Consider the following 26,822-nt stretch of genomic DNA (forward strand, 5'->3'; position numbering starts at 1 on the left):
CCTGTCCTTTCTTTATAAAGTCTGAGCTCATTATTTCACAGAGAAACCATATTCAACAAATATTTTTTTCGCTGCGCTCGATTCTAAGTAGTTAAGGAAATCACGGGTATCCGCATTGTCATGATCTTTTAAAATCGCGACTGGATATTCAACCGGTTTATAGCTATCTTTCGGGAATACACCTACTGCTTTCACGTCTTTACTCACTTTTGCATCAGTGCTATACACGATACCATAAGGGGCTTCAGCGCGTTCAACTAGGGCTAACGCACCACGCACATCTTTTGCACGCGCTAATTTATCTTTTACTTGATCCCATAAATTTAATTTGGTTAATGACTCTTCTGCATATTGTCCTGCAGGAACGTGAGCTGGATCACCAACAGATAAATAACTATCTTTTAAGCCTTTAATCCATTCGCCTTTTGCAACATCAACTGAATTAACACTGCTTTTAGCCGGTGCAATTAATACTAATTCATTACCCACTAATACTTTTTCAGTTTCTTTTACAGTGAGGTTTTTATCAGATAAATATTTCATCCATTTATTGCTAGCTGAAATAAATAAATCGGCTGGTGCACCTTCTTCAACTTGTTTAGCAAGAGTAGAAGACGAAGCAAAAGAGAAAACCACGGTATTATTTGGTTTTTCAGTTTGGTATTGATCCGCAATTTGTTGTAATGCATCAGTCATTGAAGCTGCTGCAAATACAGTGACTTTTGCAGATGCAGCGAAAGATACGCCCATACCTGCAATTAAAAGTGCGGTTGCAAATTTGGTTAATTTCATTATTTATCTCCTATATAAATGAAACTATATGTAAAAAAATATACTACGGCAAAATTATAACTTGAATTTTAAAATAAGCATACAGAAAAAAACAAAAATCAAGTAAAATAAGTAGAATTATGTATTAGGAGGAGATGATGAAACAAACTGAAATTTTACTGACGATCAAACTTCATCAAGAATTATTTATCGATCCAAAACGTGTTCGCCTCTTAAAAGAAATTAAAGAATGTGGCTCAATTAATCAAGCGGCCAAAAATGCCAAAGTAAGCTATAAAAGTGCGTGGGATCACCTTGAGGCGATGAATAAAATCAGCCCAAAACCACTTTTAGAACGTAATATTGGTGGAAAAAATGGGGGCGGTACGTCATTAACCACTTATGCTGAGCGTTTACTGCAGCTTTATGATTTGCTCGAACAAACACAAGAGCACGCCTTCCATATTCTGCAAGATGAGACAATTCCACTCAACAGCTTGCTTTCAGCAACAGCAAAATTCTCCTTACAAAGTAGCGCGCGTAATCAATTTTTCGGTAAAGTTTTAAGCCAACATATTGTGGATTCCCGTTGCATCGTTGCAGTCAATATTCAGGATTTAGCCCATCCATTACACGTTTCGATCACGCTACGCAGTGCTGAACGTCTAAAACTCATTACTGAAAAAGAAGTGATGGTGATGTTTAAAGCGCCTTGGGTGAAAGTGAGTGCGACTCCATTAGAAGAAAAAAACAACCTTTTCCAAGCAACCATTCTTTCTATGCAAAATGAAGAAGCGATTTTGCAAATAAAAGACAGCTCAATTGAATTTTGTGCGAGTATTCATAGTAAAGATGGTTGGAAAGTGGGACAAGAAGTGTGGTTACATGTGGAGCCAGAACAAATTATCTTAGCAACATTGAAATAAATAGCATTCTTTAAGGGAATTTTTAATGCTTAAAAATAAAATAAAAGATGGATATTTAGAATTTTTTGAGTATTTTCAGATTGATGAAAACTCTTTCTTAAAATTTGCTCAAGATTCAATTATCTTGATCCCAAAAGAAAAAGCAGCTAAAGAATGGAGAGATTTAGTACAAAAGATAAAGACTAAAGGGCAACAAGCTTATGTTAGATCATATGCTCGTAATGGTTCAGGAAATGCTTTATATCAGAATCTTTATCAAAATATATTTTTATGTGATGTTAAAGTTGATCCAAGTAACAACCACTACCCAACTAAATTATTACAAGACTTGACTGAATATTATAAAAATAGTGGGAAAAAAACAAATTTAGTGAATTACCAAGTGTCCCATATATTTGGTCATACAAAAAATCCATATGCATTTTGTGCTCCTTGGAATATAGCATTTGTACCAAAGATATTAGATCCTTTTACTGGACATGAAAGTAAAGGCGAATTAACTAAAAAAATCACAATATTATATAAAAATTTAATGTTAACTAATTATCAAGAATTGATAGAGGAATATAATTCTATAATGGATAGCATTAAGAGTGATATTGAAATTTTTATTGGACAGACGAAGGTGAATGATAAAAAGATCTCAAGTTTTCATCAATCATTAAAAAATGAATTTTCAAAAATCACTTGGTAATATCGTTTGGCTCTTTGTGAAATATACTATGCTATATATTTCTTTGCTTAACACCTAAAATTACAACGCAATCTCATCAATCGATCGTCCAAAACTTGGCAAAAAGACCTGCAAAAAATAATCCATTTCTTGACTGTGCCATTGTTCCATTAAATTTTCTAAGCGTTTTTTTGCTGTTTTAAATTCATGGTTACCATGCTCTAATTCAAATTGGGCTTTAATATAGGCACAAATCAAATCCGCTTGTTTTACTAAATGCTTTTCTTCTGGGCTAAATTGCTCACTATCTAAGTATGGCGCGAAACTCTCTTGCAATTCAGTCGGGAGCAAACTAATTAAATGCAATTCTGCAGCCGCTTCAATGTCTTTGTAAGCATGAGTGATTTCAGAATTGAAATACTTAATTGGGGTTGGCAAATCTCCAGTAAAAATTTCAGAGGTATCATGATACATCGCCATCACTGCGATACGCTCAGGATTAACTTCCCCACCAAAAAATTGATTTTTAATAATGGCTAAGGCTTGTGCCACAAAGGCAACTTGCAGACTATGCTCTGCCAAGTTTTCCTTTTCAATATTACGCATCAATGACCAACGTTGAATTAAGCGAAGACGATCTAAACAGGCAAAAAAGTGACTGGTTTTAACTTCCACGATATATCCTTAGTTAGACGGCAACTCTTCAATAACCACTGGGAGATCAATCACTTTACCTAAGCGAGAAACAGTAACAATGACTTCTGTATTCGGTTTAGTATCACTAATAATTTGCATCATTTCACGAATAGATAAGTTATCTTGTTTATTTAAACGTAAAATCACATCACCGACTTGGATGCCTGCTTTAGCGGCAGGACTATTCGCTGTCACGCCGGTAATCACGATACCACCGTTTGAGTTAGCGGTGATTTCACTTTGTACCCCAAAGTAACCACGAATCACGCGGCCATCTCGGATAATTTTATATAACACGTCATTAGCAATACTAATTGGAATCGCAAAATTTAACCCTTCAGCAATTTCATTGGCTGTTTTACCAATACTTAACGTGCTGATCCCCACTAATTCGCCCGCTGAGTTAATCAATGCGCCACCAGAGTTACCACGGTTAATTGATGCATCGGTTTGAATAAAGTTTTGACGACCTAAAGAATCGCCTACGGCACTACGTCCTACCGCACTGATAATCCCTTGGGAAACACTTTGACCAAGGTTATACGGATTACCAATAGCCAGAGCAATATCCCCAACTCGTACTTGGCGTTCTTTATTTTGTGGAATCGTGGAAAGATTGGTTGCTTTAATTTTTAATACCGCAAGATCTGTCAAATTGTCTGAGCCAATTAAATTGGCTTCATAAATATTGCCATTTTGCAACGCTACCACAATTTGATCGGCATTTTGAATAACGTGTTTATTGGTAAGAATATAACCGTCTTTGGTCATGATCACGCCAGAACCTAAGTTATTTACCTGTAATTGATCGCTATCATTAATGCTGGCAGAAGAAAAAGATCGGTTGTACACATTCACCACAGCAGGAGAAGCAATTCTCACAGCACTATTGAACGAAACGATATCATCAGCAGAGAAAAGGCTGCTGTTATTAAGCTTAGGAACGGCAAATAAAATAACACCTGCCGCGGCAAGCCCCCAAAGGGCGGAGTAGAAAAGTTTTTTAAACATTTTTTATTCTTTTATTAATAAGTTAGGTAAATAACTGAGCTTTAAATCATCCCCAATTCTTTCACATTCTTGCAGTTGCCACAATGGGGCATCAGCAAGTTTTTCCAAATGCGGGAGTTGACATAATCCTCGAGCTTTATCTCCCAAGAGTTTCGGGGCGACATAAATAATTAATTCATCTACAGCATGTTGTTCAATCAAGCTTCCCGCTAAATTGGCGCCAGCTTCAACCCAAATGGAATTCACTTGTCGCTTGCCTAATTCTGTCATCAATAGATCAAAATCATAGTTTTCTGGCAGTAAAATTTGCTCACAGAAATCAGGGAATACCGACATATCTCGTGGAATTGAACCCACAAGCCAAACTGGCGAATGGGTATGGAATAATTGATGGCTTGGTTGAACTCGATTTTTAGAATCTAAGATTATGCGAATGGGCTGACGAACAGTATCTTCAGCATATTCTGCTTTTAAATCATCGGGAAATTGATTCCAACGCACGTTCAAGCTTGGATCATCGGCTAACACCGTAGCACTTGTTGATAAAAGTGCGGTCGCTTTGGCTCGCATTTTTTGTACATCCGCACGAGCTGCATCACCTGTAATCCATTTGCTTTCACCGCTCGCCATGGCTGTTCGTCCATCTAAACTCATGGCTAATTTCACCTGCACATAAGGCTTGCCGGTTCGCATACGTTTGAGAAAACCTTTATTTAAGGCTTCTGCTTGTTCATTCAATAAATTGACCGCACTTGGAATGCCTGCATCGGCTAGCATTTTCAGGCCCTTGCCTGCTACTTGCGGATTAGGATCCGCCATAGCTGCGACAACTCGACTGACACCCGCTTCAATTAACCCTAATGCACAAGGCGGTGTGCGTCCATAATGAGAACAAGGCTCAAGTGTCACATAAGCAGTTGCGCCTTTCGCCTTCTCACCGGCATCTGCCAACGCTACACGTTCAGCATGAGGCTGACCGGCTTTAAAATGAAACCCTTTCCCGACAATTTCACCGTTCTTAACTAACACACATCCTACGGATGGATTCGGCGTAGTGGTGTACTGCCCTTTTGCCGCAAGCTCAAGAGCCAGTTGCATAAATTTCACGTCATCAGGGGAAAAGGTGTCACTCATATTAATCCTTTAAGCTTTCAATTTCTTTGGTGAATTCATTGATATTATCAAAGCTCAGGTAAACGGATGCAAAACGGATATACGCCACTTTATCTAATTCTTTCAGCTCATTCATGGCTAATTTACCCACGAGATGACTTGGCACTTCGCGCTCCCCCGTAGCACGTAATTGGATAATAATATGGCTAATGGCTTTTTCCACATCATCCGAACTTACAGGGCGTTTTTCTAACGCATGTTGAATACCGCTACGCAATTTATCTTCATTAAACGGCTCGCGTGACCCATCATTTTTAATAATTTTTGGCACCACTAATTCGGCCGTTTCAAAGGTGGTAAAGCGTTCATGACAATTCCCGCATTCCCGACGACGACGCACTTGATACCCATCAGAAACCAAACGGCTGTCAATCACCTTAGTTTCTTCAGTTGAACAAAACGGACAACGCATTTTAGCTCCTTTTCAAAATGATTCTTAAGTCAGTATCTTATCAAAAATCCAGGATCTTTTCGATCTGAAGATCCGCTTTAAGACAACATTTCTCCAAACCAGGATGTGGTTTCTTTCACCAACTGCAAAAGACCATCCTGCGATTTAAATTGTTCTGTTTGACCCAATACCCTCGCCCAATAAGGCTCGGCTTTTCTATAACTATAGTTATCGTCTTTCGCAAGAGATTCGATATTCGTTAAAACATTGTCAAAATTGACCGCACTTTCATCTTTTTCAATAAACTTCGCTATATTTTCCGTTGGAATAAGCTGAATTTGTTGCTGGCTTTGTAAATAAGCCTCGACATACATTTTCAGTTTCTCAAGTGCGGTCGATTTTTCTATTGTTTTTAATGTTAAATCCTTATCCTTAGCGATAATACGTGGTGGCAGTGCATTCTCTTTTGTCACCAGTTGAATGAGATAATAAAGCCATGGGCGAATACGATAACGATCTTTATATTTTGCAAATCGCCATTCGATTATCTGATTTTCATCACCAAATAATGGCTCCATATAGCCAAACAAGCGAATATTGCCTTGTGCCGTTTCCACCACAAAATCGACACTCTCACTATGTGGTGAAGAATAGTCCTTAATTTTCTCTTTAAAAGCCAATACATCAGCACGAATGGATTGCGCACAGACTTCCGCAAACTCGCCACGTGGCATGATGCCTTTCACTCGCTGTTTGGCGAAATAATCGTTAAATTGCGCTTCCTCTAAATGCAATAATTCATTACTAATGCGATGATGCTCCAAACCATTTAACGTGAAGTTTTCACTTTCTTCAATGCGATCATCGTCATCTCGGAAATACACACCAAGCTGCTTTTCAAAAAAGAATTTCACTGGATTTTCAACAAAACTCACAAACCGATCGAGCTCAATTTCCGTTATTGGCGCTTGATTTTCCCCCATCGGCACAACAAACTCATGACATTTTCTTTCTTGGAATTGGGCAATCGGCAGCCATTTTTTCGCAAAAGAGCGGTTAATTTTTCCTTCATTTTGGAAATTGTTTGGACTAAACGCCGTCATTGGATGCTGTTCAATTCTTAAGCCATCGTCTGAATAATGATTAATATAATCAAGCAACTGGCTCACCAATACTGAAGGCTCTTTGGGTTGATTATCAATAATCGAACAGCCCACATAACTCACATAAAAATGGGATCTTGCGGCGAGCAAAGCCTCAAGGAATAAGTAACGGTCATCATCTCGACGAACACGATCGCCTTTTTGATGATGATATTGCATTAAGTCAAAACTATTTGGGGTATGACTGCGTGGGTAATCCGCTTCATTCATTCCGAGCAAACACACCACTTTAAAAGGAATAGAACGCATTGGTAAAAGCGTACAGAAATTCACTTTTCCCGCTAAGAAACGAAGGCTATTTGGTGTTTCTTCTAAACGCGCAGACATCACTTCCGCAATCACATCCGCTTGCAAGGTTTCTTCAAAATTGACGGCCTGCAAATCATCGGCAAAGGCATTGATACAATCTTGAATATAAAATAAAGTATCCACCGTTTCTTCATTTTGCACAAAGAAATCCGTCAAAAGTGCGGTCAATTTTTCACGCCATTTTTCAATATTGTGTGCCTTTTGCAAATCTTGATGCCATTTATTTAAGGCCGTAAAAAATTGATTTACCGCACCGACTAACTGCCCTTTCAATCCATAGCTACTATCAAGTCCAAGACTGTCTTGCCAAACACCTTGTTCTTCACGCATCGCATAGCCTAAGGTCATACGTTCAAGCCCTGCCTGCCACGCGTTAAAATTCAGTGTATTCTGCAATTTTTCCAAACCAAAGCGAATGCCCGACTCTTTCACCCATTCACGGATTTGCTCGAGATCGGCAAGCGCAATATTAAAACGCTCACGGATAGCCGGAATATCCAATAAAGCAAGTACTTCTTCCGCACCAAACTGGCTTTCTTTTAAATTTAACAGGGAAAGATAGCTCGACACGATCACATCACTTTCAGACAATTTACTGTCAGAAATTGAGAACGGAATAACGGGTGCATCCGCACTATTCGCACCAAAGACAGCCTGAATATAAGGTGTGTATTGGTTAACATCGGCAACCATGACCACCACATCTTTTGGTGTAATCTGTTCTTCTTTTGGTTTATGCTGATTCTGATTGAATAAATCCAACAAATAATCATGTAGCACTTCAACTTCGCGCATCGCGCTATGACAAGATTTCATCACCAAAGAGCGGTCATTTTTCGCAACATTTAATGTACCATGACTCAACGTCAAAATTTGATTTTGGATCTGCCCTAACAATGTTTTTTCGGAAAGTTCTGCATAGTAATCACAGGAAATGGCTTGAATATTTTCTTCATCACGCACTAATTGATAGAGAAAATCCCGCCCCATTTTTCCCCAAGAGGCTAAAAGCGGATTCCCGCTGAACAATTCTTCTTGTTGATTGGTGTAATCAAGATCAGCAGGTTCCCATGACACTTGCTCGGCTGAAATTAAAGGCTTCACATCATTGCTTTCTTGCACGAAACGCTGTCTTTCTAATAAATAGGATTTACTCAGTTCTCGCAAGTCCCCCCAATATTCTTGACATGGATTATTGAAGAATAAATGTACATCTGTTTTAGCTGAAATACCTTGGAAAATATTGAGATAAACCGTTGGCAATGCTGGAATACCAAAAATAAAAATACGTTCCGGCAAGTTGAGTGTCGCATTTGGATCACGACATAGCTCTAAAAATTGTTGATTGAGTGCAGCACGATGCTTTGCTTTTCCACCGAAATCACGTTGGACATCATCCACCAATGCTCGCCATAAAATCCCTTGCCAATGAATATTGCCTTTAATTTGAGAAAGAAAGGTAGGATTTAACGCCGAAAGGCCCTGCTTTTGCTGATTAATTTGAGCCAAGATTTTTTCATCGTTATTTTCTTCCCATGCGGCAATCCATTCGGGACGATAGACGAGGTATTGGTCAAATAAATCGGCAACTTTTAGGCTTAATTGATAAAGTTTTTGCTGTTCTGATGCCGGTGAGGACGCTAAATATTTTTTTAATGGTTCAAATTCTTTTTGCTGTAAAAAAGTAGGGATTAATCGCATTAATCGCCATAACGTTGAATCTTTTTCAAAAGGGTTTTGCGTGGAAACATTCGGCAAATTATCAGCGTAAAGTTTCCAAATAAAACTGGAAGGCATGGGGAATTGGAAATTCGCTGCAACGCCGCGTTTTTTAGCAATTTCCATTTGTAACCATTGTGCCATACCAGGGCTTTGCACTAACACAATGTCAGATTGAAACGGATCATGTTGAGGTAAATTTTCCAACAGCGAAACTAAAATATCCTTTTGAATTTCCGGTTGGTTTGAATAATAAGTAACGAACAAAGTAACGCCCTTTTGAAAGCAAAAACAATGCGTTATTTTACTCGGTTTTCAATAAAAATTCACCTTGAGGATAGCGTATATTCACTTGATGATGACTGCATTGAATTGCAAATTGAATGCCATTTTGTTGTACGCTATTTTCACAAGACAAGCCTAAAAACTGACGTTGAGCCTGATTCTCAGCAATTTGAATTGCCTGAAATTCTTGAAAAATTCTGACCGCACTTTTCCGTTGCTCACTCGTCCATCGGTTAAAGATCAAAAATAACCCGCTGAAAATCGATAATGCTAATAAAAGTGACATTAACGACATGCCTTTATTCACTTTGATCTTGCGCACTTAAATCACTCCAACTTTTATCCACCAAACGCCATTGGCTATATTCTTGTACGAGTTTGGTCACCACGGCTTTACCGTAAGCCACCGTCACGCCCTCCTCTAACTTAAGCGAACCACCTGTAATCACTGCACCACTTATTCGCCCTTTGCCGGTTAAAGTTAAATCCCCTTCTGCTAACAAAATGCCACTCACATTCCCTTTAACCTCTAATTGGTTTTGCGTTATCCAATACACTTGTAGTGTTTTTTGAGCAGTTAAAGTAGTATCTACTTTCACAAAGTGCGGTTGAAAATCAGCTTGTTTTTCGCTGGAAATAAAATCTCGCAGCATATTTTCATTCATGCCTTTTGTCGGCGATTTCTTAAATAACTCTGCTCGTTTACACCAAACAGAATAGGCCACTTTATCCTCTGCCCCATTAGACTCGAAAAAGACTTGTTTCACTTTTTCAGCACCATTTAAAGGCAAGTTTTGGCAAATATGTTTTTGTTGCTGCTGACTGATTTTCTGTAACGCCAGGCCTTGTTCTACATAATATTTTCGCTGACTCATTTGAGCTCGAAAAAATGCAAAGATCTGTTCATCAAATAATAAGATCAGCGCCAATAAGCCTGAAAGTAAAATCAGTGCCGTCAGTGTCACCATCCCTTTTTTCATGATCATTCTTCTTGATTTAATAAAGGCACCACAAGCGAAGTTTCATATTGAATATGCTTATGTGTTGCAAGATTTCCCGCGAGTTTGATTTCAATCCCTTTCCCTGCCTTTAACCAATCAAAACGTAATTGAGAAATCTCAAACTCTTTTTCATCCAATAAATCAGTCCATCCACCACCAGCGTTACAAGTAGATTGTGCTAAGGCTCTCTGACACTCTTCTGAGCGACAATCTGCATTTACCGAATTTTTATAGGTTTGTTTAGTTTCGATCATTTTGTCGTTAAGTTTGTAACCAAATAGCTCTTTTTCGATATTTTTTGCCACATTTTTAACGCCATTTACGCAAGTGTTTTTTGTGTATTTTTCACCAATACAGCCATTACTATTCAAATCATAAAAAAATAAAACACAGCTATTTGATGGAGCATTATCAGCTTGAGCAATGGTTATTGCAGTGCCGTTTTCATCCAATTCAAATAAAGCCAGATTATCCTCGATGAGTTTTTGGTTTGCGGCTCGAAAACCTACGCGACGCAGATCTTTCCCGATGAGTTGAATTGTACGTTGTAATTCCGTTTGTAGTTTGAGTTGTAACATTAAACGCTGATTTTGCTGTTGAGTTTGGGCATAAAATTGTGCAACCAATAGCAATAATAAAGCGGATAAGCCAAGTGAAATCAACAAACTCACCAATGTTTCGCCTTTTAATGGTTTCATCTTGTACATGCACTCGCCGCTTGATCAGGCTTTAATTTGATACTGCCCACGTTGAAAAAAGAAAACAATGTACGATGTTCTTCCGCCTGTAACATAAAACAATTTGTTTCCATGGTATTTCTGGCCCCATTAAATTTCACCGCCACTTCTGACGGATATAATTTAGGGCCTATCAGCATCGTTTTTCCTTCAAAATAAGGATAGTAAAAATGCGCATAAAGGTTTTTAGGACAATTCTGGGGATGAAAACAATCACAAAAATGATCGTTTTTTACTTGAGCAGTAATACACCAACGTTGATTCGCTCTATCTTGATTAGCCAAAATAAACCAAATCGCTGATGAATTTTCTGCCCTCGCTTGAATATTGCGTAAGAAAAAATAAAGCCGTTGTTGCTCTTTTTCGAGAAAATATTTGGGATCGTTTTTCTGCCATTTAGGCAATGTAAACGCCAACGTTAAGCTTAAAATAAATAATACAATCAAGGTTTCTAATAAAGTTATCCCTTTATACATAAAATGCCTTCTTTTTGACCGCACTTTAAAAGTCCTTTAGAAGAAAGCCAAATTTGCTACTTTATTTTTGCGATACTGATCGCAAATTTCCTTTAAAAAACGGGAAAAACCGTGAATTAAACATTTTCAACTGGCTATTTACTAAAACTCCCTTATAATAGGCGACCTATTTATCTGTTCTTTAAAATCTGGTGGAAATATGAATCCAATGTTAAATATCGCTATTCGTGCGGCACGAAGAGCGGGCAACGTAATTGCTAAAAACTATGAGCGCCGTGATGACATCCAAACAAGTAAAAAAGGTATTAATGATTATGTGACCAGCGTCGATAAAGCCGCTGAAGCTGAGATCATTGAAATCATTCAAAAATCTTATCCTGATCACACAATTATCAGTGAAGAACGTGGTGCATTAGAAGGCAAAGACAGTGATATTCAATGGGTAATTGATCCACTAGATGGCACAACCAACTTCGTAAAAGGTTTGCCACATTTCTCCGTTTCTATTGCTATCCGTGTAAAAAACCGTACCGAAGTGGGTGTGGTTTACGATCCTATTCGTAATGAATTATTCACGGCCGTGCGTGGTGAAGGCGCAAAATTAAATGAAGTGCGTTTACGTGTAGATAGTCAAAATGAACTTAACGGGGCGATTTTAGCCACCGGTTTCCCATTCAAACAACCAAGCTTGATGCCAACTCAATTTGCCATCATGAATAACTTAATTGATGAAGCAGCAGATTTCCGTCGTACAGGTTCTGCCGCATTAGACCTTTGCTATGTGGCTTCTGGTCGCGTTGACGGTTATTTCGAAATGGGCTTAAAACCTTGGGATTGCGCAGCGGGTGATTTAATCGTGCGTGAAGCGGGCGGTTTAGTATGTGATTTCAATGCGGGTCACGGCTATTTACGCTCAGGCAATATCGTGGCTGCACCAGCACGTATTTTAAAAGAAATGCTAAATAAAATTCAACCTTGCTTAACCGAACAAGTTAAGTAAGCCTTAACAAAAAGTGCGGTAGATTTCACCGCACTTTTTTATGACTAATTTCTGTCGAGTGGTTTTCTGTTTTCTTCTGTTTCTGGCTCTAGATCCAATTTTGCCATAAGAAGTTGATCGCCATCTTCTTCTGGGTTGCCTGTCACTAATAACTTATCACCATAGAAAATGGAATTTGCTCCAGCCATAAAGCACATCGCTTGCATTTCTTCACTCATGCCTTGACGACCTGCAGAAAGGCGAACATAACTTTTCGGCATGGTAATACGCGCAACCGCAATGGTGCGAACAAACTCTGTCCAATCTAAATCAGCCGCCTCTGCCATTGGTGTGCCTTCTACTTTCACTAATTGGTTAATCGGCACTGACTCAGGCTGAGGATCAAGATTTGCCAAACTTGCAATAAGGCCTGCTCGCTCTTTACGGGTTTCATTCATACCCACAATACCACCACAGCAAACTTTTAAACCGGCATGACGCACTTTTCCTAATGTACTTAAACGATCATCAAAACGGCGTGTACCAATGACATTGTGATAATTCTCTGGAGCAGTATCTAGATTGTGATTGTAATAATCCAATCCTGCATCTTTTAACTCTTCCGCCATACCATCTTGTAGTAAGCCAAAAGTACCGCAAGTTTCTAAGCCAATATCTTTTACCGCACGAATAATCGCCGTGACTTTTTCCATATCTTTAGGCTTAGGACCACGCCATGCCGCGCCCATACAAAAACGTCCTGCACCACGTGCTTTAGCAATTTTGGCTTTTTCGACAATTTCATCAATATCCAAGATCTGCTGATTTTGTACGCCTGTTTGATAACGGGCAGATTGTGGGCAATAACCACAGTCTTCAGGGCATCCACCCGTTTTAATCGACATCAACGTCGATAACTGTATCGCACCTGGGTTAAAATGCTCTCGATGCACTTGAGCCGCACGATAGACTAATTCTAAAAAAGGTGTTTCAAATAACGCTTCTACTTTACAAACAGACCAATACTCTACTGAGGGATGGGGCGTAATAGATGAAAGCTGTACTACATTTGTTGTGGTCATTATATTTTCCTCGTTTAAGCTATATAGCTTTTATTAAGTTGAGCATATTACTCTGCAATATGATAAAAAGAGATCAGATCACTTTTCCTTGATGAATTTCAATCACTCGATCAATATGCCGTTCAATTTCTTTGGGTTGATGTGTCACCAGTAACATGGTGAGTTTTTTCTCTTCACATAATTGATCCATTAAATCCTGCATTTCAATGCGTAATTTAGGATCAAGTGCGGAAAAAGGCTCATCCAATAATAAAATGGGTTTATCTCGTAGCAAACAGCGCGCTAATGCCACTCGCTGTTTTTGTCCACCTGAAAGTGCGGTCGGTTTTCTCGTTAAAAAATCCTGTAAATTAACTGCTCTAGCAGCTTGTTCTACAAGTGCTTTTTCTTCTGCATTTAAGGCTAAATTCGGTTTTAAACCTAAGGCGACATTATCTTCTACGGAAAGATGAGTAAAGAGATTATTTTCCTGAAATAGCATGGAAACAGGGCGTTCAAAAGGTGCCGTTTTAGTATGGTTTTCACCACTGAGCCAAATCTCGCCACTATCAGCATATTCAAAGCCGGCAATTAAATTCAGCAAGGTACTTTTTCCTGCACCACTTTCACCAATGATGGCGATTTTTTCCTGGGCTTGAATATGTAAATCAAATACCATTGGCATGGATTGATAATTGAAGACTACATTATTTAATTTAATCATGTTGTTCCTTCTGCCCTTCAATGAACATAAATAAACCTAAACATAAGCCCAATAAAATCAATGCCGTCACTGCCGCTTCTTGGCTTCGATATTGCCCGATTTGTTGATAAAGCAAATGAGGCAAAGAAGTAAAATCAGGGCTACCAAATAAGGCTATCGCTGTAAAATCGCCGAGTGATAAAGTTGTCGCAAGCGCCAAGGCATATTTCAACGGTGCTTTTAGTAGCGGATATTCAATTAAACGAAAACGCTGCCAGCCTGTAATATTCAGCGATAAACAGAGTTTTTCATAATATTGCATCGATTGATTCATTGGTGTATTGAGAATTTTGATAACAAATGGCAAGGCAGCCAAGGCGTTACAAACAGATACCACAACAAACAAATGCCCTGCTGAAAAATCAATATCTTGCAACCAAAGGAATAAGCCAACTGCTAAGACAATCGTCGGAATGGCTAAAATCATCATGCCCCCCGTTAAAATTAAGTGAGCTAATTTGGGATGATATAGCCATTGTAGCTGACGGGAGAGTAACAATAAGAAGAATCCAAATAATACCGATAAAATCCCGGCTGTCGGTGCCATGGTTAATGAATAAGCGAGCGCTTTCCATAATTGTGGGTTTTGCCAATAGCCAAATAATTGGGTCGCAGATAAACCTTGAAAAACAATATTGAATAAGGGACTTAAAATAAATAAGCACACCGAGAATAAGACAAAAACATGTCCAAATTTGACCGCACTTGAAACAGGTAAAACCCAGCGATAACGTTGTGAAATCTGCGTTTCAGGTGCTTTTGCCCAATATTGTGAAAGCGAAAATAACGCAAAACAAAACGCAAATTGTACAAGCGCAAAAAGTGCGGCTTTGGGTAAATCAAATTCAAAGAAAATGGCTTGGTAAATCGCAACTTCTAGCGTGCTATTTTGTGGCCCGCCACCCAGTGCCAATACAATGGTAAAACTGGTGAAACACAGCATAAAAATCAATACAAAGGCTGACACGATTTGACTTTTCAAATAAGGCCATTCAATTAAGCGGAAAAATGTGAAACCTTTGATATTCAATTGTGCCGCGAGTTGATGCTGCTCAGTCGGAACACTTTGCAAAGCCTGCAAACTCATCCGTGCCGCTAAGGGAATATTAAAAAATAAATGGGCAATGAGAATACCACTTAAACCATAAATGGAGGGTTTCCACGAAATACCTAAGGTTTGCAGCAGTTGTGTTAGCCAACCGGCCGTGCCATAAATCCCAATCAAACCGAAAATAGCCAGTAATGCTGGCAAAACAAAGGTGAGGGAAAAAATGCGTAAAATGAGCGATTTGCCTTTGAAATCTAAATAGAAAAAAGCACGCGCAAATAACATACCAATTATGCTAGAAAGCAAGGCAGATAATAATGCTTGACCGAAACTAAAGGCGATAACTTGATGCAGATAATCGTCTTTTAAAAAATCAGATAAGGCATAATCACTTCCTACTGAAAAAACCGCAGAAAGGGAAAATCCATAAAGTAAAACGATGAAAAAAATAACCGCACTTCCGCCCAAATAATGGCGAGGACGAAAATGCGGATGTTGCAATAAGCTCATTAATACTATTTAGATAAGGCTTTTTGCCATTGATTGATCCAGCCTTTAAGCTGCTCACTTGTTACCGTTGTGGTATCTAAAATACGCATTGATTTTGCACGAGAATTAAGCGCATCAATATGACTTTCGATATTGGTCTCTACCACGGGTAACATCACATTATTTTTAGCAATATCCGCTTGAGCTTGCGGTGAAAGTAAGAATCCTAAAAATTCATCAGCACAGGCATTATTGCGGTTAGCGACTTTTGCCGCGACTTCAACTTGTAATACGCTACCCTCTGCAAATTCCGTTGCCACATAATTGTCTTTTTGTTCAGAAAGAATATGGTAAATCGGTGACGTATTGACGCTTAAAACCAGATCACCTTCGCCTTTTAAGAAGGCCCCATAAGACTCAGTCCAACCTTTGGTGACCGTGACCGTATGTTTAGAAAGGGTCTTCCAGGCATTTGCGACATCTGCTTCTGGATAAACTATATTCATCCAAAGTAATAAACCACGTCCAATACTACTTGTACGCGGATCTTGATATAACACTTTAAGATCTTGACGCTCAACTAATTCTTTTAAGCTCTTTGGTGGATTAGCCAGCTTATTTTTGTCATAAATAAACGCATATTGCGCATAATCAAATGGTAAGAACGTGTGATTTTCCCATTTAATGGGTAAACGTAACTGGCTTAAATCCACTTTATTTGGCTCAAAAATATTGAGTTTTTGTGCAGCCTCAATTTGATAACTATCTAAACCGAGTACTACATCCGCCTTAATTTTTTTACCTTCTAGACGAACACGGTTAAACAAGGTGCCATTATTGTCAAAAGCCACATAATTCAGCTTACATTGCGGGAATTGTTGTTCAAAAGCTGCTTTTACTTTTGGTCCAGCACTCCAATCAGCACTAAATGAATCATAAGTATAAACATCTAATGTTTGAGGTGCAGCTTGTGCGAAAGCGGAAGCGGTAAAAAGTGCGGTTAAAATGGGAAGTGTTTTGTTCATTATGCGTTCTCCTTATTTTTGCATAACGAAACAGCATAATGAGATGATTAGTTTCCTACGCCAGCATTATCTGTTTCAGGTTCACGGGTATTTCTCAGCCATTAATAGAGGCACCCCGACTAACGCGATGTAGTCTAACGTAAGGGAATTTTATCAACAAGTTATTTAACTTAAAAATGTTAATCCGATCACACTTTTATATCTGATTTATCATTTTTTGAACAAAAGAAAACCTGCTAAAAAGCAGGTTTATCTCAGTAATCTATCGTCAATTAAGCTTGATGTTTAGCCGCTACTTCGCTTAATAAAGTTTGAAGTTCGCCAGCTTGATACATTTCTAAAATAATATCACAACCACCAATTAACTCACCTTCCACCCATAATTGCGGGAAAGTTGGCCAGTTTGCATAAGCCGGCAATTCAGCACGAATATCTGGGTGTTGAAGAATATCAACATAGCCGAAAGGCACTTTGCAATTCATTAATGCTTCAGATGCACGTGCAGAGAAACCACAAGAAGGTAATTTTGGTGAACCTTTCATGTAAATTAAAATCGGGTTTTCAGCGATTTGTTTTTTGATTTTGTCTAACGTTTCCATAATGTTCCTTGTTCAAATAAATATGAATAGGGCACTATTCTAGCATAAGATAGAACCTGAGTGAAAGACTTGGTCTTACCAACTTCCACCAGCTCCGCCGCCGCCAAAGCCACCGCCACCAAAGCCACCACCGGAAGAACCACCGCCACCGAAGCCTCCACCAAATCCGCCTCCGAAACCGCCACCACGGCGACGAGAAATCGTACTTTGACGAATGATTTTATTCAGTTGGTCACGTTGATTCGGGCTAATATAGACTTCATCTTTGTGATATTGGAATTCACCAAATAATACAATAGCAATAAATGCCAATACCATTAAGAATGGGATGTACTTATCGAACACATCTTCTTCAACTTGTGCCGCATCAAACTCGCCTTTACTTGCCGCAATAATTTGGTTTAAGCCATCATTAATACCTTGGGCATATTGGCCTTGTTTAAATTGTGGCAAAATTGCCGAACGGATGACTTGCGATAAAAAAGCATCCGGCAATACACCTTCTAAACCTTGTCCTGTTGCGATAAAAACTTTGCGATCATTTTTCGCAATCAACATCAACACGCCATTGTTCAGATTTTTACGCCCAATGCCCCATTTATCACCTAAAGCAAAGGTATAATCAGCAATTTCATATTCACCGGTTGTAGGAACCAAAACGACAGCGATTTGTGAACTCGTTTCTTTACTATAAGCAATCAGTTTATTTTCTAAAATTTGCTTATGTTCTGATGAAAGTGTGTTGGTGTAATCGTTTATATAATGGAAAGGATTTGGTACAGGCGGAAATTCTGCCGCAACAACCATTTGAGCAAAAAAAACAAGGCTAAAAATAACCGCACTTTTCATAAAAGATAAAAGCTTAGCCATTAATAATTACCTCATTAGATAATTCATTCACATCATCAGGCTGAATAGGGAAATGGCGAGATAAAATATCACTAATACGATCAATCGCATCGACAATGCCTTGTGTATAAGCTTTTTGTTTAAACTGCTCAATCATTAAATCGCATTGTAACTGCCAATAAGCCACATCAACAAATTGATGAATGCCTTTATCACCTACGATTGCACAGAGATGATTTTTATATCCCACATAAATCAACACGGCATTTTGTGCCGCTGTTTTATGCATTTCCAGCTCGTCAAAGACTTCTAAAGCTCGTTCCATTGCAGACAGTTGTGCTGAAGCCTTTGGTACTTTACGTTCAATATAAACACGTAACTCAGCCGAACTTAAGCTTTCGAGGCGACTAATCGCCGCCTCGATTTGCTTTTTATCTACCGGAATTCTGGAAAAGAATGGCATAGATAAACCTTAGTTAAAGTTTACAGTTGGTGCATTTTCAGCGCCTGCAGCTGATTTAAAGTAAGGTTTAGCTTTAAAACCAAAAATCATTGCTGCTAATTTAGTTGGGAATTGACGTACTTTTTCATTATAGATACGTGCAGCTTCATTAAATTTATTACGAGCGACATTGATACGGTTTTCAGTACCTTCAAGTTGAGCTTGTAAGTTCATAAAGCCTTCGTTCGCTTTTAATTGTGGGTATTGTTCTACCGTAACAAGTAAGCGAGATAATGCAGAGCCCACTTGATTTTGGTTTTGTTGGAATTCGTTTAATTGTTCTTCCGTTAAATTAGACGGATCAATTTTAGTTTGTGTCGCTTTTGCGCGAGCTTCGATGACATTGGTTAATGTTTGTTGTTCAAAGTTTGCTTGACCTTTTACAGTATTCACTAAGTTTGGAATTAAATCTGCACGACGTTGATAAGATGATTCAACATTCGCCCAAACAGAATCAATTTCAGTTTCTGCTTTTACTAAGCCATTGTAGCTAGACATTAAGCCTAAACCTGCAACAACTGCGATAATAATCAAGATAATCCACTTTTTCATTCAAAAATTCCTTCAATTTGTAAGTTTAATTTATATAAGAAAAGACCTAAACCGAAGTTTAGGTCTTCTAATGCTAATCCGTTAATGGATAACTAAATAAAATTATTTAGTACCGTTAACTGCGATTTCAACACGACGGTCTGGTGCTAAACAAGCGATAAGTGCTTTACGACCTTTAACCGCATCACAAGTAGAACCTGTAACTGGGTTAGCTTTACCGTGACCAACTGCAGAGATGCTTTGAGCTGGAACACCTTTAGCTACTAAGTAGTTAGCTACAGAGTCTGCACGACGTTGTGATAATTTCACGTTTGGTGCATCTTTACCGATACGGTCTGTATAACCAGCAACTGCTACGTTAGCGTTGTTGATTTGAGCGATTTCACCATAGATACCGTCTAAAGTTGCTTTAGCTTGTGGTTTTAAGTTAGCTTTACCGAAAGCGAAAGTTACATCAGAGCTTAAGTTGAAAGTTTTGCTTACAACTTCAGGTGCAACAACTGGAGCAGCACCTTGACCGAAACGGTAAGATAAACCAGCGTTGATAGAACCGATCCATGGGTTGTAGTCTATAGAGCTGTTAGGTGCATCTTGAGTACGGAATTTACCCACGCGAGTTAACCATTGATATTCTAAACGTAATGCTAACTCTGGTAATGATGGTAATGCATATTCAACACCTGCTGCGAACATACCAGAAGTACGTAAACTATGACGACCAGCATCGTGGATACGAGCACCACCGTTTGTTACATCATAGAATTTGTAGTCTGAACGAACTAATGCTACGCCTGCACGACCATAAACATCTAAGCCTTCTAAAGCAGAAGTTAAACCACCAAGATTGTAGCTCCCTTTGAAGCTTAAGTGAGCACCGTGGTTAGTGTGTTTGAAGTCAGTTTTACCTAAATCACGACCTTTAACACGACCAAAGTCATCATAGCCTAATTCTACCGCTAAACCTAAGTTATCACGGTTTAAGATTTGGTAACCACCAAACACACCGTAAGTAACAGAGTTACGGTGATAAGAACCTAAGTTGTCTTTGATACCATCATGGAAAGATGCTTGACCAACTTTAGCACCTGCATAGAAAGTATTTTCTTGTGGAGCTGCTTGAGCTACTGAAGCTGCTGCTAAACCAGCAACGACTAATGCGATTGCAGTTTTTTTCATTTTGATGTCCTCTATTTAGTCATCGTTATTAATAAGAAAAGTTTCCTTGTTTATTGTGAACTTTATAAAAAAGAAACACTCTAAACGTTGCTTAACTAGGGTTTTGAATTTGCCCTAACTTATCCTTTTGACAAATTCAATTCCTTTGCCATAGCCAAAGGAACGTTCAAAAGTATGGTTATTATCCTATAAAAACATCAAAGATCAAACTTTTTTTGCCCTTTTTGGTTATTTTATAGACAAACAACCCCTAAAATGAACATTTGTTCACAAAAATCGGGTTACTTTTTAACCCGATTTCTATTCTAACAAAAAATATCTTTTGTTCAAATCGACTTTTTTTTGAGCTTCATATATCATCAAATTCACTTTCTTCTCTATTATATAGGTGAGTGATTTTATGTTGCCCCGTCTTTCTAATGTGCCACAACTTAATAACGTGGTAAGTGATTATCTTAGCGAACTCCAAAAGCAGCATTTTGAAGGTGATATTGCCTCAAATTATGCTGACCGTTTAAGTCTTGCGACAGATAACAGCGTCTATCAACAACTTCCTCAGGCTATTTTATTCCCTAAATCTGTTGCCGATGTAGTACGTATCACCAAATTAGCCAATAAAGAGAAATACCTTCATCTAACCTTTACACCTCGCGGTGGTGGCACGGGCACCAATGGGCAATCTATTAACAACAATATTATTGTGGATCTCTCTCGCCACATGACGAGCATTTTAGAGCTTAATATAGAAGAACGCTGGGTTCGCGTTCAGGCGGGCGTAGTAAAAGACCAACTCAACCAATTTTTAAAACCTCACGGTTTATTCTTTGCGCCAGAACTCTCCACCAGTAATCGTGCAACTTTAGGCGGCATGATTAATACCGATGCTTCCGGTCAAGGTTCATTACAATATGGGAAAACCTCTGATCACGTTTTAGCATTACGTTCTGTTTTAATGAATGGTGAAATATTAGATACAAGTGCGGTCAAATCTAACGATGTTTTAGGAAACTACCCGCTTGCAGAAAATGGTAAAGCGTTACATCAAACGATTTTCCAACGTTGTAAAGAGAAGCGAGCCTCAATCATTCAAGATTTACCACAACTCAATCGCTTTCTCACCGGTTACGATCTTAAGAATGTCTTTAATAAAGATGAAAGTGAATTTAACCTCACCCGAATTTTAACGGGCTCAGAAGGTTCACTTGCGTTTATCTGCGAAGCCAAACTCAATTTATTGCCGATTCCTAAATATCGCACCTTAATTAATGTGAAGTACAGCTCATTTGATGCAGCACTTCGCAACGCACCTTTTATGGTGAAAGCCAATGCCCTTTCCGTTGAAACCGTCGATTCCAAAGTGCTGAACCTTGCTAAGCAAGATATCATTTGGCATTCAGTGAAAGAGCTTTTAACAGAAGAAGAACAAAATCCAATTCTGGGTTTAAACATTGTGGAATATGCGGGCAACAATCAAGCCAAAATCGACAGCCAAGTGACCGCACTTTGTCAGCAATTAGATGAAAAAATTGCACAAGGCAAAGATCATATTATCGGTTATCAACTTTGTTCTGACCTGCCTTCTATTGAACGTATTTACGCCATGCGTAAAAAAGCGGTGGGGCTATTGGGGAATGCGAAAGGTGCAGCCAAACCGATTCCTTTTGTGGAAGATACCTGTGTGCCACCAGAACATCTTGCGGATTACATTGCAGAATTTAGAGCTTTATTAGATAGCCATAATCTGCAATACGGGATGTTTGGCCATGTTGACGCTGGCGTATTGCACGTTCGCCCCGCTTTAGACCTATGCGATAAAGAACAAGTCAAACTCTTTAAACAAATTTCAGATGAAGTGGCAGAACTCACGGTGAAATACGGCGGTTTGTTATGGGGGGAACACGGCAAAGGCGTACGCTCTCATTATGGGGAGAAATTCTTTACACCTGAACTTTGGCAGGAATTGCGTTATGTGAAATTCTTATTTGATCCAAATAATCGTCTCAACCCAGGCAAAATCTGTACGCCACTTCATAGCGATGCGGAACTCTATTCGATTCTCTCGCCGATGCGTGCGGACAATGATCGTCAAATCCCGATTCAAATGCGAGATGAATTCAAAGGCGCGATAAATTGTAACGGCAACGGACTTTGCTTTAACTTTGATGAGCACAGCATTATGTGCCCTTCCATGAAAGTGAGTAAAAATCGCGTATTCTCACCAAAAGGACGAGCCGCTATGGTGCGTGAGTGGTTGCGATTGATGGCGAATGAAAACGTATCACCTGAGCAATTAGATTTTCATAAAACACAAGTGAAACTGACCGCACTTGTGGAACGTTTCCGCAATAGCGTACAGAAATGGCGCGGCGAATATGACTTCTCAAATGAAGTGAAGGCAGCAATGGATACTTGTCTGGCTTGTAAAGCCTGTGCAAGCCAATGCCCGATTAAAATTGATGTACCAAGTTTCCGTGCAAAATTTTTCCATTTTTACCACAGCCGTTATTTGCGTCCAGCCAAAGATCATATTGTGTCGAATTTAGAAGTGGCAGCACCTTATATGGCAAAACAACCGGCATTATTCAATTATTTTACCAAGCTCAAAATTACACAGAGCTTGGTTGAAAAAACACTTGGTATGACTGATTTACCTCTCCTTTCTGAGCCTAACCTTCAACAACAATTAGTCGAAATCGGCTACCAAGGCAAAAAATTAGAAGAGTTGGAAAGTCTTAGTGCCACAGAAAAAGCCAATATGCTCTTTATCGTACAAGATCCCTATACCTCTTATTACGATGCTAAAGTGGTCCGCGATTTTGTCGCCCTCACACAAAAATTAGGGTTCGAGCCAATCATTCTGCCTTTTAAACCGAATGGCAAAGCCATGCATATTAAAGGTTTTTTAACTCGCTTTAGTAAAACCGCGAAAACACAAGCGGAGTTTTTAAATCGCGTTGCTAAATTAAATGTGCCTTTAGTCGGCGTAGATCCAGCGATTGTGCTTTCTTATCGTGATGAATATAAAGAAGCCTTAGGTGATTCTCGCGGTGACTTCCATGTACTCACAGCGCACGAATGGCTGACCAATCAATTAGAAAGTAAGTCATTACAAAGTGCGGTGAAAAATATCGCGAAATCTGACCGCACTTTTGAGTGGCATTTATTCCCTCATTGTACTGAATCCACCTTTATGCCAAACAGCCCAAAAGAATGGCAGAATATTTTCGCGCAATTTGGACAAACCTTGAATGTTGAAAAAGTCGGCTGCTGTGGCATGGCGGGGGTATTTGGCCATGAAGTTCAAAATCAAACCATGTCAAAGGATATTTACGACGTATCATGGGGCAAAAAATTACAAGGTAAAGATCCGAATTATTGCCTTGCGACCGGCTACTCCTGCCGTAGCCAAGTGAAGCGATATGAAAAAGCTATCTTGAAACACCCTGTTCAAGCATTGCTTGAAGTGTTGAATAACTAGAGTGAATTTTATACTTATAAGAATATTGTAGAAAATAAAAAGCGGCCAAATTTTAAATTTGACCGCTTTCTTACTTCGTTTTAAAACTACAACGCTTCAATCGCTTTATACTGCTCTTGGATTTTTTCTAATCCAGATTGGTATTCCGCTTGTTTTTCGCGTTCTTTCGCAATCACCGCTTCAGGTGCTTTAGCCACGAAAGCTTCATTGCTGAGTTTGTTCTCGATACGTTTAACTTCGTTTTGATATTTTTCAATCTCTTTAGTTAAACGGGCAAGCTCTGCTTCTTTATTGATAAAGCCAGCCATTGGCACAAGCAATTCAGCATTGCCAACGAGTTTCGCTACCGCAAGTGGTGCTGTTTCGTTTGCCGCTAACACTTGAACGTTGTCTAATTTTGCCATGGCTTTTAAAAGAGCGGTCTGTTTTTCGAGAATTTTTGCGTTTTCTGCGCTTAAATTACGGAATAACAGATCTAAGCCTTTGCTTGGTGCGATGTTGCTTTCTGCACGAATATTACGCACCGCAACGATCACTTCTTTTAACCACTCAATTTCAGCTTCTGCTTCTGGATCAAAGCCGTTTTCTTCCACTTGTGGGAAAGGTTGTAATATAATGCTGTCTGCAGTAATGCCCACAAATCCTTTCACTTTTTGCCAAATTTCTTCAGTAATAAATGGAATGAGCGGGTGTGCTAAACGTAATAATTTTTCTAACACGTGAACCAAGGTTTGGCTTGCTGCACGGATTTGTGCTGCATTGCCGTTTGCAAATACTGGTTTAGTCAATTCTAAATACCAGTCGCAGAATTGGTTCCAGGTAAATTCATAAATTGCATTGGCACAAAGGTCGAAACGGTATTGGCTTAATGAATTACGGAACGTTTCCACTGTGCGGTTGAATTCCGATTGAATCCAACGATCCGCTAATGAAAATTCGATCTCGCCTTCGCTTAAATCTAATTTTTCATTCGTAAGAACGAAACGGCTTGCATTCCATAATTTGTTACAGAAGTTACGATAACCCTCTAAACGTTTCATATCCCAGTTGATATCACGACCGTTTGAAGCCAATGCAGCTAATGTGAAACGTAATGCGTCTGTACCGTGAGCTGCAATACCTTCAGCAAATTCTTTGCGCGTTGCTTTAGCAATTTTCTCTGCTAATTGCGGCTGCATCATATTGCCGGTACGTTTTTCAAGCAAATCTTCAAGGCTGATACCGTCGATCATGTCGATTGGATCGAGCACGTTACCTTTCGATTTCGACATTTTTTGTCCGTTTTCATCACGGATCAAGCCTGTTACGTATACCGTTTTGAATGGTACTTGTGGTTTGCCGTTTTCATCTTTCACGAAGTGCATCGTAAACATAATCATACGCGCAACCCAGAAGAAGATGATGTCGAAGCCGGTAATTAACACATCTGTCGGGTGGAACATTTTGAGTTCTTTAGTTTGCTCTGGCCAACCTAAAGTAGAGAATGTCCATAAACCTGATGAGAACCACGTGTCTAGCACGTCTTCATCTTGTTTAAGTTCAACCGCAGAATCTAAGTTGTATTTTGACCGCACTTCTTCTTCGTTACGCGCAACATAAACGTTGCCTTCCGCGTCATACCACGCTGGAATACGATGTCCCCACCAAAGTTGGCGAGAAATACACCAGTCTTGAATATCACGCATCCAAGAGAAGTAAAGGTTTTCATATTGTTTTGGCACGAATTGGATTTCGCCGTCTTCCACCGCTTTGATTGCTACATCAGCAAGCGGTTTCACGCTCACATACCATTGGTCGGTTAACATCGGCTCAATCGGCACGCCACCACGGTCGCCATAAGGCACTTTGAGATCGTGTGGTTTGATTTCGTCTAATAAACCCAGCGCTTCAAAATCTGCCACGATTTTCTTACGTGCAGCGAAACGCTCTAAACCACGGTAATCCGCAGGAATTGTTGCTTCATAGCCTGCAAGTGGTTTGCCATCAGTACCGATAATTTCCGCTTCATCACGAATATCCGCATTTAAAGTTAACACGTTAACCATCGGTAAGCTGTGACGTTTACCCACTTCGTAGTCGTTGAAGTCGTGCGCAGGGGTAATTTTTACCACACCTGTACCGAATTCACGATCGACGTATTCATCGGCAATAATTGGAATTTCACGATTAGCCAGTGGCAGAACCACAGTTTTACCGATTAAAGATTGATAACGTTCATCTTCAGGATGCACTGCAACAGCCGTATCGCCCAACATGGTTTCTGGACGCGTGGTTGCCACCACTAAATAATCTTTACCATCTGCCGTTTTCGCACCGTTAGCTAACGGATAGCGGAAATGCCAAAGGGAACCTTTGCTCTCTTTATTTTCTACTTCTAAATCAGAAATCGCGGTGTGAAGTTTCGGATCCCAGTTTACTAAGCGTTTGCCACGGTAAATCAAGCCTTCTTCATGCAAGCGAACAAATACTTCTTTTACCGCGTTAGATAAACCATCGTCCATAGTGAAACGCTCACGTTCCCAGTCGATAGAGTTCCCTAAACGGCGCATTTGTTGGCTGATTGTGCCACCAGAATAAGCTTTCCAATCCCAGATTTTGTTGATGAACGCTTCACGACCATAATCGTGGCGAGTTTTGCCTTCTTCTGCGGCGATTTTACGCTCCACTACCATTTGGGTCGCAATACCCGCGTGGTCTGTGCCCGCTTGCCATAAGGTATTATGCCCTTCCATACGGTTAAAACGGATTAAGGTATCCATTAAGGTTTGTTGGAAAGCGTGCCCCATGTGCAAAGAACCTGTTACGTTCGGCGGCGGAATTGCAATGCAATAGCTCGGTGCGTTTTCATTTTCAGACGGTTTAAAATAACCGCTCTCTTCCCAATGTTGATAAAGGGCTTGCTCTACCGCAGACGGATTAAAACGGTCTGCCATTTCGAATTTTTGTGTCATTTATTTTCTCTTTAACTAA

At 39.4% G+C, this 26,822-nt stretch carries 24 protein-coding genes and 1 riboswitch; of the genes, 4 read left to right on the forward strand and 20 right to left on the reverse strand.

Annotated elements, in window-relative coordinates; genetic code table 11:
• Window positions 1-30: 30 nt before the first annotated feature.
• The gene (modA, locus tag AC979_RS09885) at window positions 31-792 is read right to left on the reverse strand and encodes a molybdate ABC transporter substrate-binding protein (RefSeq protein WP_049374034.1); all 762 of its coding nucleotides are present in this window, start codon (window positions 790-792) and stop codon (window positions 31-33) included.
• A 137-nt stretch (window positions 793-929) separates the two neighbouring features.
• Here modA and AC979_RS09890 point away from each other — a divergent pair, with 137 nt between their 5' ends.
• Together AC979_RS09890 and AC979_RS09895 are read left to right on the forward strand one after the other, a co-directional pair.
• On the forward strand, window positions 930-1,697 hold the full coding sequence (locus AC979_RS09890; RefSeq protein WP_049374035.1) for a TOBE domain-containing protein: 768 nt from the start codon (window positions 930-932) through the stop codon (window positions 1,695-1,697).
• A 25-nt stretch (window positions 1,698-1,722) separates the two neighbouring features.
• Window positions 1,723-2,391: a hypothetical protein gene (locus tag AC979_RS09895; RefSeq protein ID WP_049374036.1), complete on the forward strand. Its 669-nt coding sequence runs from the start codon at window positions 1,723-1,725 to the stop codon at window positions 2,389-2,391.
• Between the two features lie 60 nt (window positions 2,392-2,451).
• On the opposite strand, the gene yfbR is transcribed toward AC979_RS09895, so the two are convergent.
• From yfbR to AC979_RS09940, 9 genes are all read right to left on the reverse strand, one after another.
• Window positions 2,452-3,048 (reverse strand): 5'-deoxynucleotidase, encoded by a 597-nt coding sequence (gene yfbR / locus AC979_RS09900; protein ID WP_049374037.1) that lies wholly within the window; start codon window positions 3,046-3,048, stop codon window positions 2,452-2,454.
• Between the two features lie 6 nt (window positions 3,049-3,054).
• The gene (gene degS, locus AC979_RS09905) at window positions 3,055-4,077 is read right to left on the reverse strand and encodes an outer membrane-stress sensor serine endopeptidase DegS (protein WP_049374038.1); all 1,023 of its coding nucleotides are present in this window, start codon (window positions 4,075-4,077) and stop codon (window positions 3,055-3,057) included.
• Between the two features lie 3 nt (window positions 4,078-4,080).
• Window positions 4,081-5,211, reverse strand: a complete 1,131-nt coding sequence (ribD, locus tag AC979_RS09910) for a bifunctional diaminohydroxyphosphoribosylaminopyrimidine deaminase/5-amino-6-(5-phosphoribosylamino)uracil reductase RibD (protein WP_049374039.1) — start codon at window positions 5,209-5,211, stop codon at window positions 4,081-4,083.
• Between the two features lies 1 nt (window position 5,212).
• Window positions 5,213-5,662: a transcriptional regulator NrdR gene (gene nrdR, locus AC979_RS09915; RefSeq protein WP_005695670.1), complete on the reverse strand. Its 450-nt coding sequence runs from the start codon at window positions 5,660-5,662 to the stop codon at window positions 5,213-5,215.
• Window positions 5,663-5,739: 77 nt separating this feature from the next.
• Complete coding sequence (gene recC, locus AC979_RS09920; RefSeq protein WP_049374040.1) at window positions 5,740-9,099, reverse strand: exodeoxyribonuclease V subunit gamma; 3,360 nt, start codon at window positions 9,097-9,099, stop codon at window positions 5,740-5,742.
• A gap of 37 nt (window positions 9,100-9,136) precedes the next feature.
• On the reverse strand, window positions 9,137-9,403 hold the full coding sequence (locus AC979_RS09925; protein WP_014065666.1) for a DUF5374 domain-containing protein: 267 nt from the start codon (window positions 9,401-9,403) through the stop codon (window positions 9,137-9,139).
• 13 nt (window positions 9,404-9,416) lie between these two features.
• Window positions 9,417-10,103, reverse strand: coding sequence for a DUF2572 family protein (locus AC979_RS09930; protein ID WP_049374041.1), 687 nt, complete (start codon window positions 10,101-10,103; stop codon window positions 9,417-9,419).
• Window positions 10,100-10,816 (reverse strand): type II secretion system protein J, encoded by a 717-nt coding sequence (locus AC979_RS09935; RefSeq protein WP_080970278.1) that lies wholly within the window; start codon window positions 10,814-10,816, stop codon window positions 10,100-10,102. The genes AC979_RS09930 and AC979_RS09935 overlap by 4 nt, the downstream gene beginning before the upstream one ends.
• Window positions 10,813-11,331 carry a hypothetical protein gene (locus tag AC979_RS09940; protein WP_049366104.1) on the reverse strand — a complete coding sequence of 173 codons (519 nt, stop codon included), beginning with the start codon at window positions 11,329-11,331 and terminating at the stop codon, window positions 10,813-10,815. The genes AC979_RS09935 and AC979_RS09940 overlap by 4 nt, the downstream gene beginning before the upstream one ends.
• 199 nt (window positions 11,332-11,530) lie before the next feature.
• On the opposite strand from AC979_RS09940, the gene suhB reads away from it, so the two are divergent.
• Window positions 11,531-12,331, forward strand: coding sequence for an inositol-1-monophosphatase (suhB, locus tag AC979_RS09945; protein ID WP_005695663.1), 801 nt, complete (start codon window positions 11,531-11,533; stop codon window positions 12,329-12,331).
• Window positions 12,332-12,375: 44 nt separating this feature from the next.
• On the opposite strand, the gene bioB is transcribed toward suhB, so the two are convergent.
• The 9 genes from bioB to ompA form a co-directional block, all read right to left on the reverse strand.
• On the reverse strand, window positions 12,376-13,392 hold the full coding sequence (bioB, locus tag AC979_RS09950) for a biotin synthase BioB (RefSeq protein ID WP_049366106.1): 1,017 nt from the start codon (window positions 13,390-13,392) through the stop codon (window positions 12,376-12,378).
• A gap of 73 nt (window positions 13,393-13,465) precedes the next feature.
• On the reverse strand, window positions 13,466-14,095 hold the full coding sequence (gene thiQ / locus AC979_RS09955; RefSeq protein WP_049366108.1) for a thiamine ABC transporter ATP-binding protein: 630 nt from the start codon (window positions 14,093-14,095) through the stop codon (window positions 13,466-13,468).
• Window positions 14,088-15,692, reverse strand: a complete 1,605-nt coding sequence (gene thiP, locus AC979_RS09960; protein ID WP_049366110.1) for a thiamine/thiamine pyrophosphate ABC transporter permease ThiP — start codon at window positions 15,690-15,692, stop codon at window positions 14,088-14,090. Before thiP ends, thiQ begins: the two co-directional genes overlap by 8 nt.
• 5 nt (window positions 15,693-15,697) lie before the next feature.
• Window positions 15,698-16,696 (reverse strand): thiamine ABC transporter substrate binding subunit, encoded by a 999-nt coding sequence (gene thiB / locus AC979_RS09965; protein ID WP_049374042.1) that lies wholly within the window; start codon window positions 16,694-16,696, stop codon window positions 15,698-15,700.
• Between the two features lie 35 nt (window positions 16,697-16,731).
• A riboswitch (TPP riboswitch) is annotated at window positions 16,732-16,824 on the reverse strand.
• A gap of 144 nt (window positions 16,825-16,968) precedes the next feature.
• The gene (gene grxD, locus AC979_RS09970; protein WP_005699458.1) at window positions 16,969-17,295 is read right to left on the reverse strand and encodes a Grx4 family monothiol glutaredoxin; all 327 of its coding nucleotides are present in this window, start codon (window positions 17,293-17,295) and stop codon (window positions 16,969-16,971) included.
• Between the two features lie 75 nt (window positions 17,296-17,370).
• A complete protein-coding gene (locus AC979_RS09975; protein ID WP_049374043.1) occupies window positions 17,371-18,165 on the reverse strand; it encodes a TPM domain-containing protein in 795 nt (264 codons plus the stop codon).
• A complete protein-coding gene (locus AC979_RS09980; protein ID WP_014065676.1) occupies window positions 18,158-18,607 on the reverse strand; it encodes a TPM domain-containing protein in 450 nt (149 codons plus the stop codon). The genes AC979_RS09975 and AC979_RS09980 overlap by 8 nt, the downstream gene beginning before the upstream one ends.
• Window positions 18,608-18,616: 9 nt before the next feature.
• Entirely contained in the window at window positions 18,617-19,198 is a 582-nt protein-coding gene (locus AC979_RS09985; protein ID WP_049370222.1) for a LemA family protein, read from the reverse strand.
• 102 nt (window positions 19,199-19,300) lie between these two features.
• Entirely contained in the window at window positions 19,301-20,374 is a 1,074-nt protein-coding gene (gene ompA / locus AC979_RS09990) for a porin OmpA (protein WP_049374044.1), read from the reverse strand.
• A 400-nt stretch (window positions 20,375-20,774) separates the two neighbouring features.
• On the opposite strand from ompA, the gene ydiJ reads away from it, so the two are divergent.
• Window positions 20,775-23,852 (forward strand): D-2-hydroxyglutarate dehydrogenase YdiJ, encoded by a 3,078-nt coding sequence (gene ydiJ, locus AC979_RS09995; RefSeq protein WP_049374045.1) that lies wholly within the window; start codon window positions 20,775-20,777, stop codon window positions 23,850-23,852.
• Window positions 23,853-23,938: 86 nt separating this feature from the next.
• On the opposite strand, the gene valS is transcribed toward ydiJ, so the two are convergent.
• Entirely contained in the window at window positions 23,939-26,803 is a 2,865-nt protein-coding gene (gene valS, locus AC979_RS10000) for a valine--tRNA ligase (protein WP_049374046.1), read from the reverse strand.
• Window positions 26,804-26,822: the final 19 nt, after the last annotated feature.

The sequence above is a fragment of the Parahaemophilus parainfluenzae genome (assembly GCF_001053575.1).
Lineage (GTDB): Bacteria > Pseudomonadota > Gammaproteobacteria > Enterobacterales > Pasteurellaceae > Haemophilus_D > Haemophilus_D parainfluenzae_S.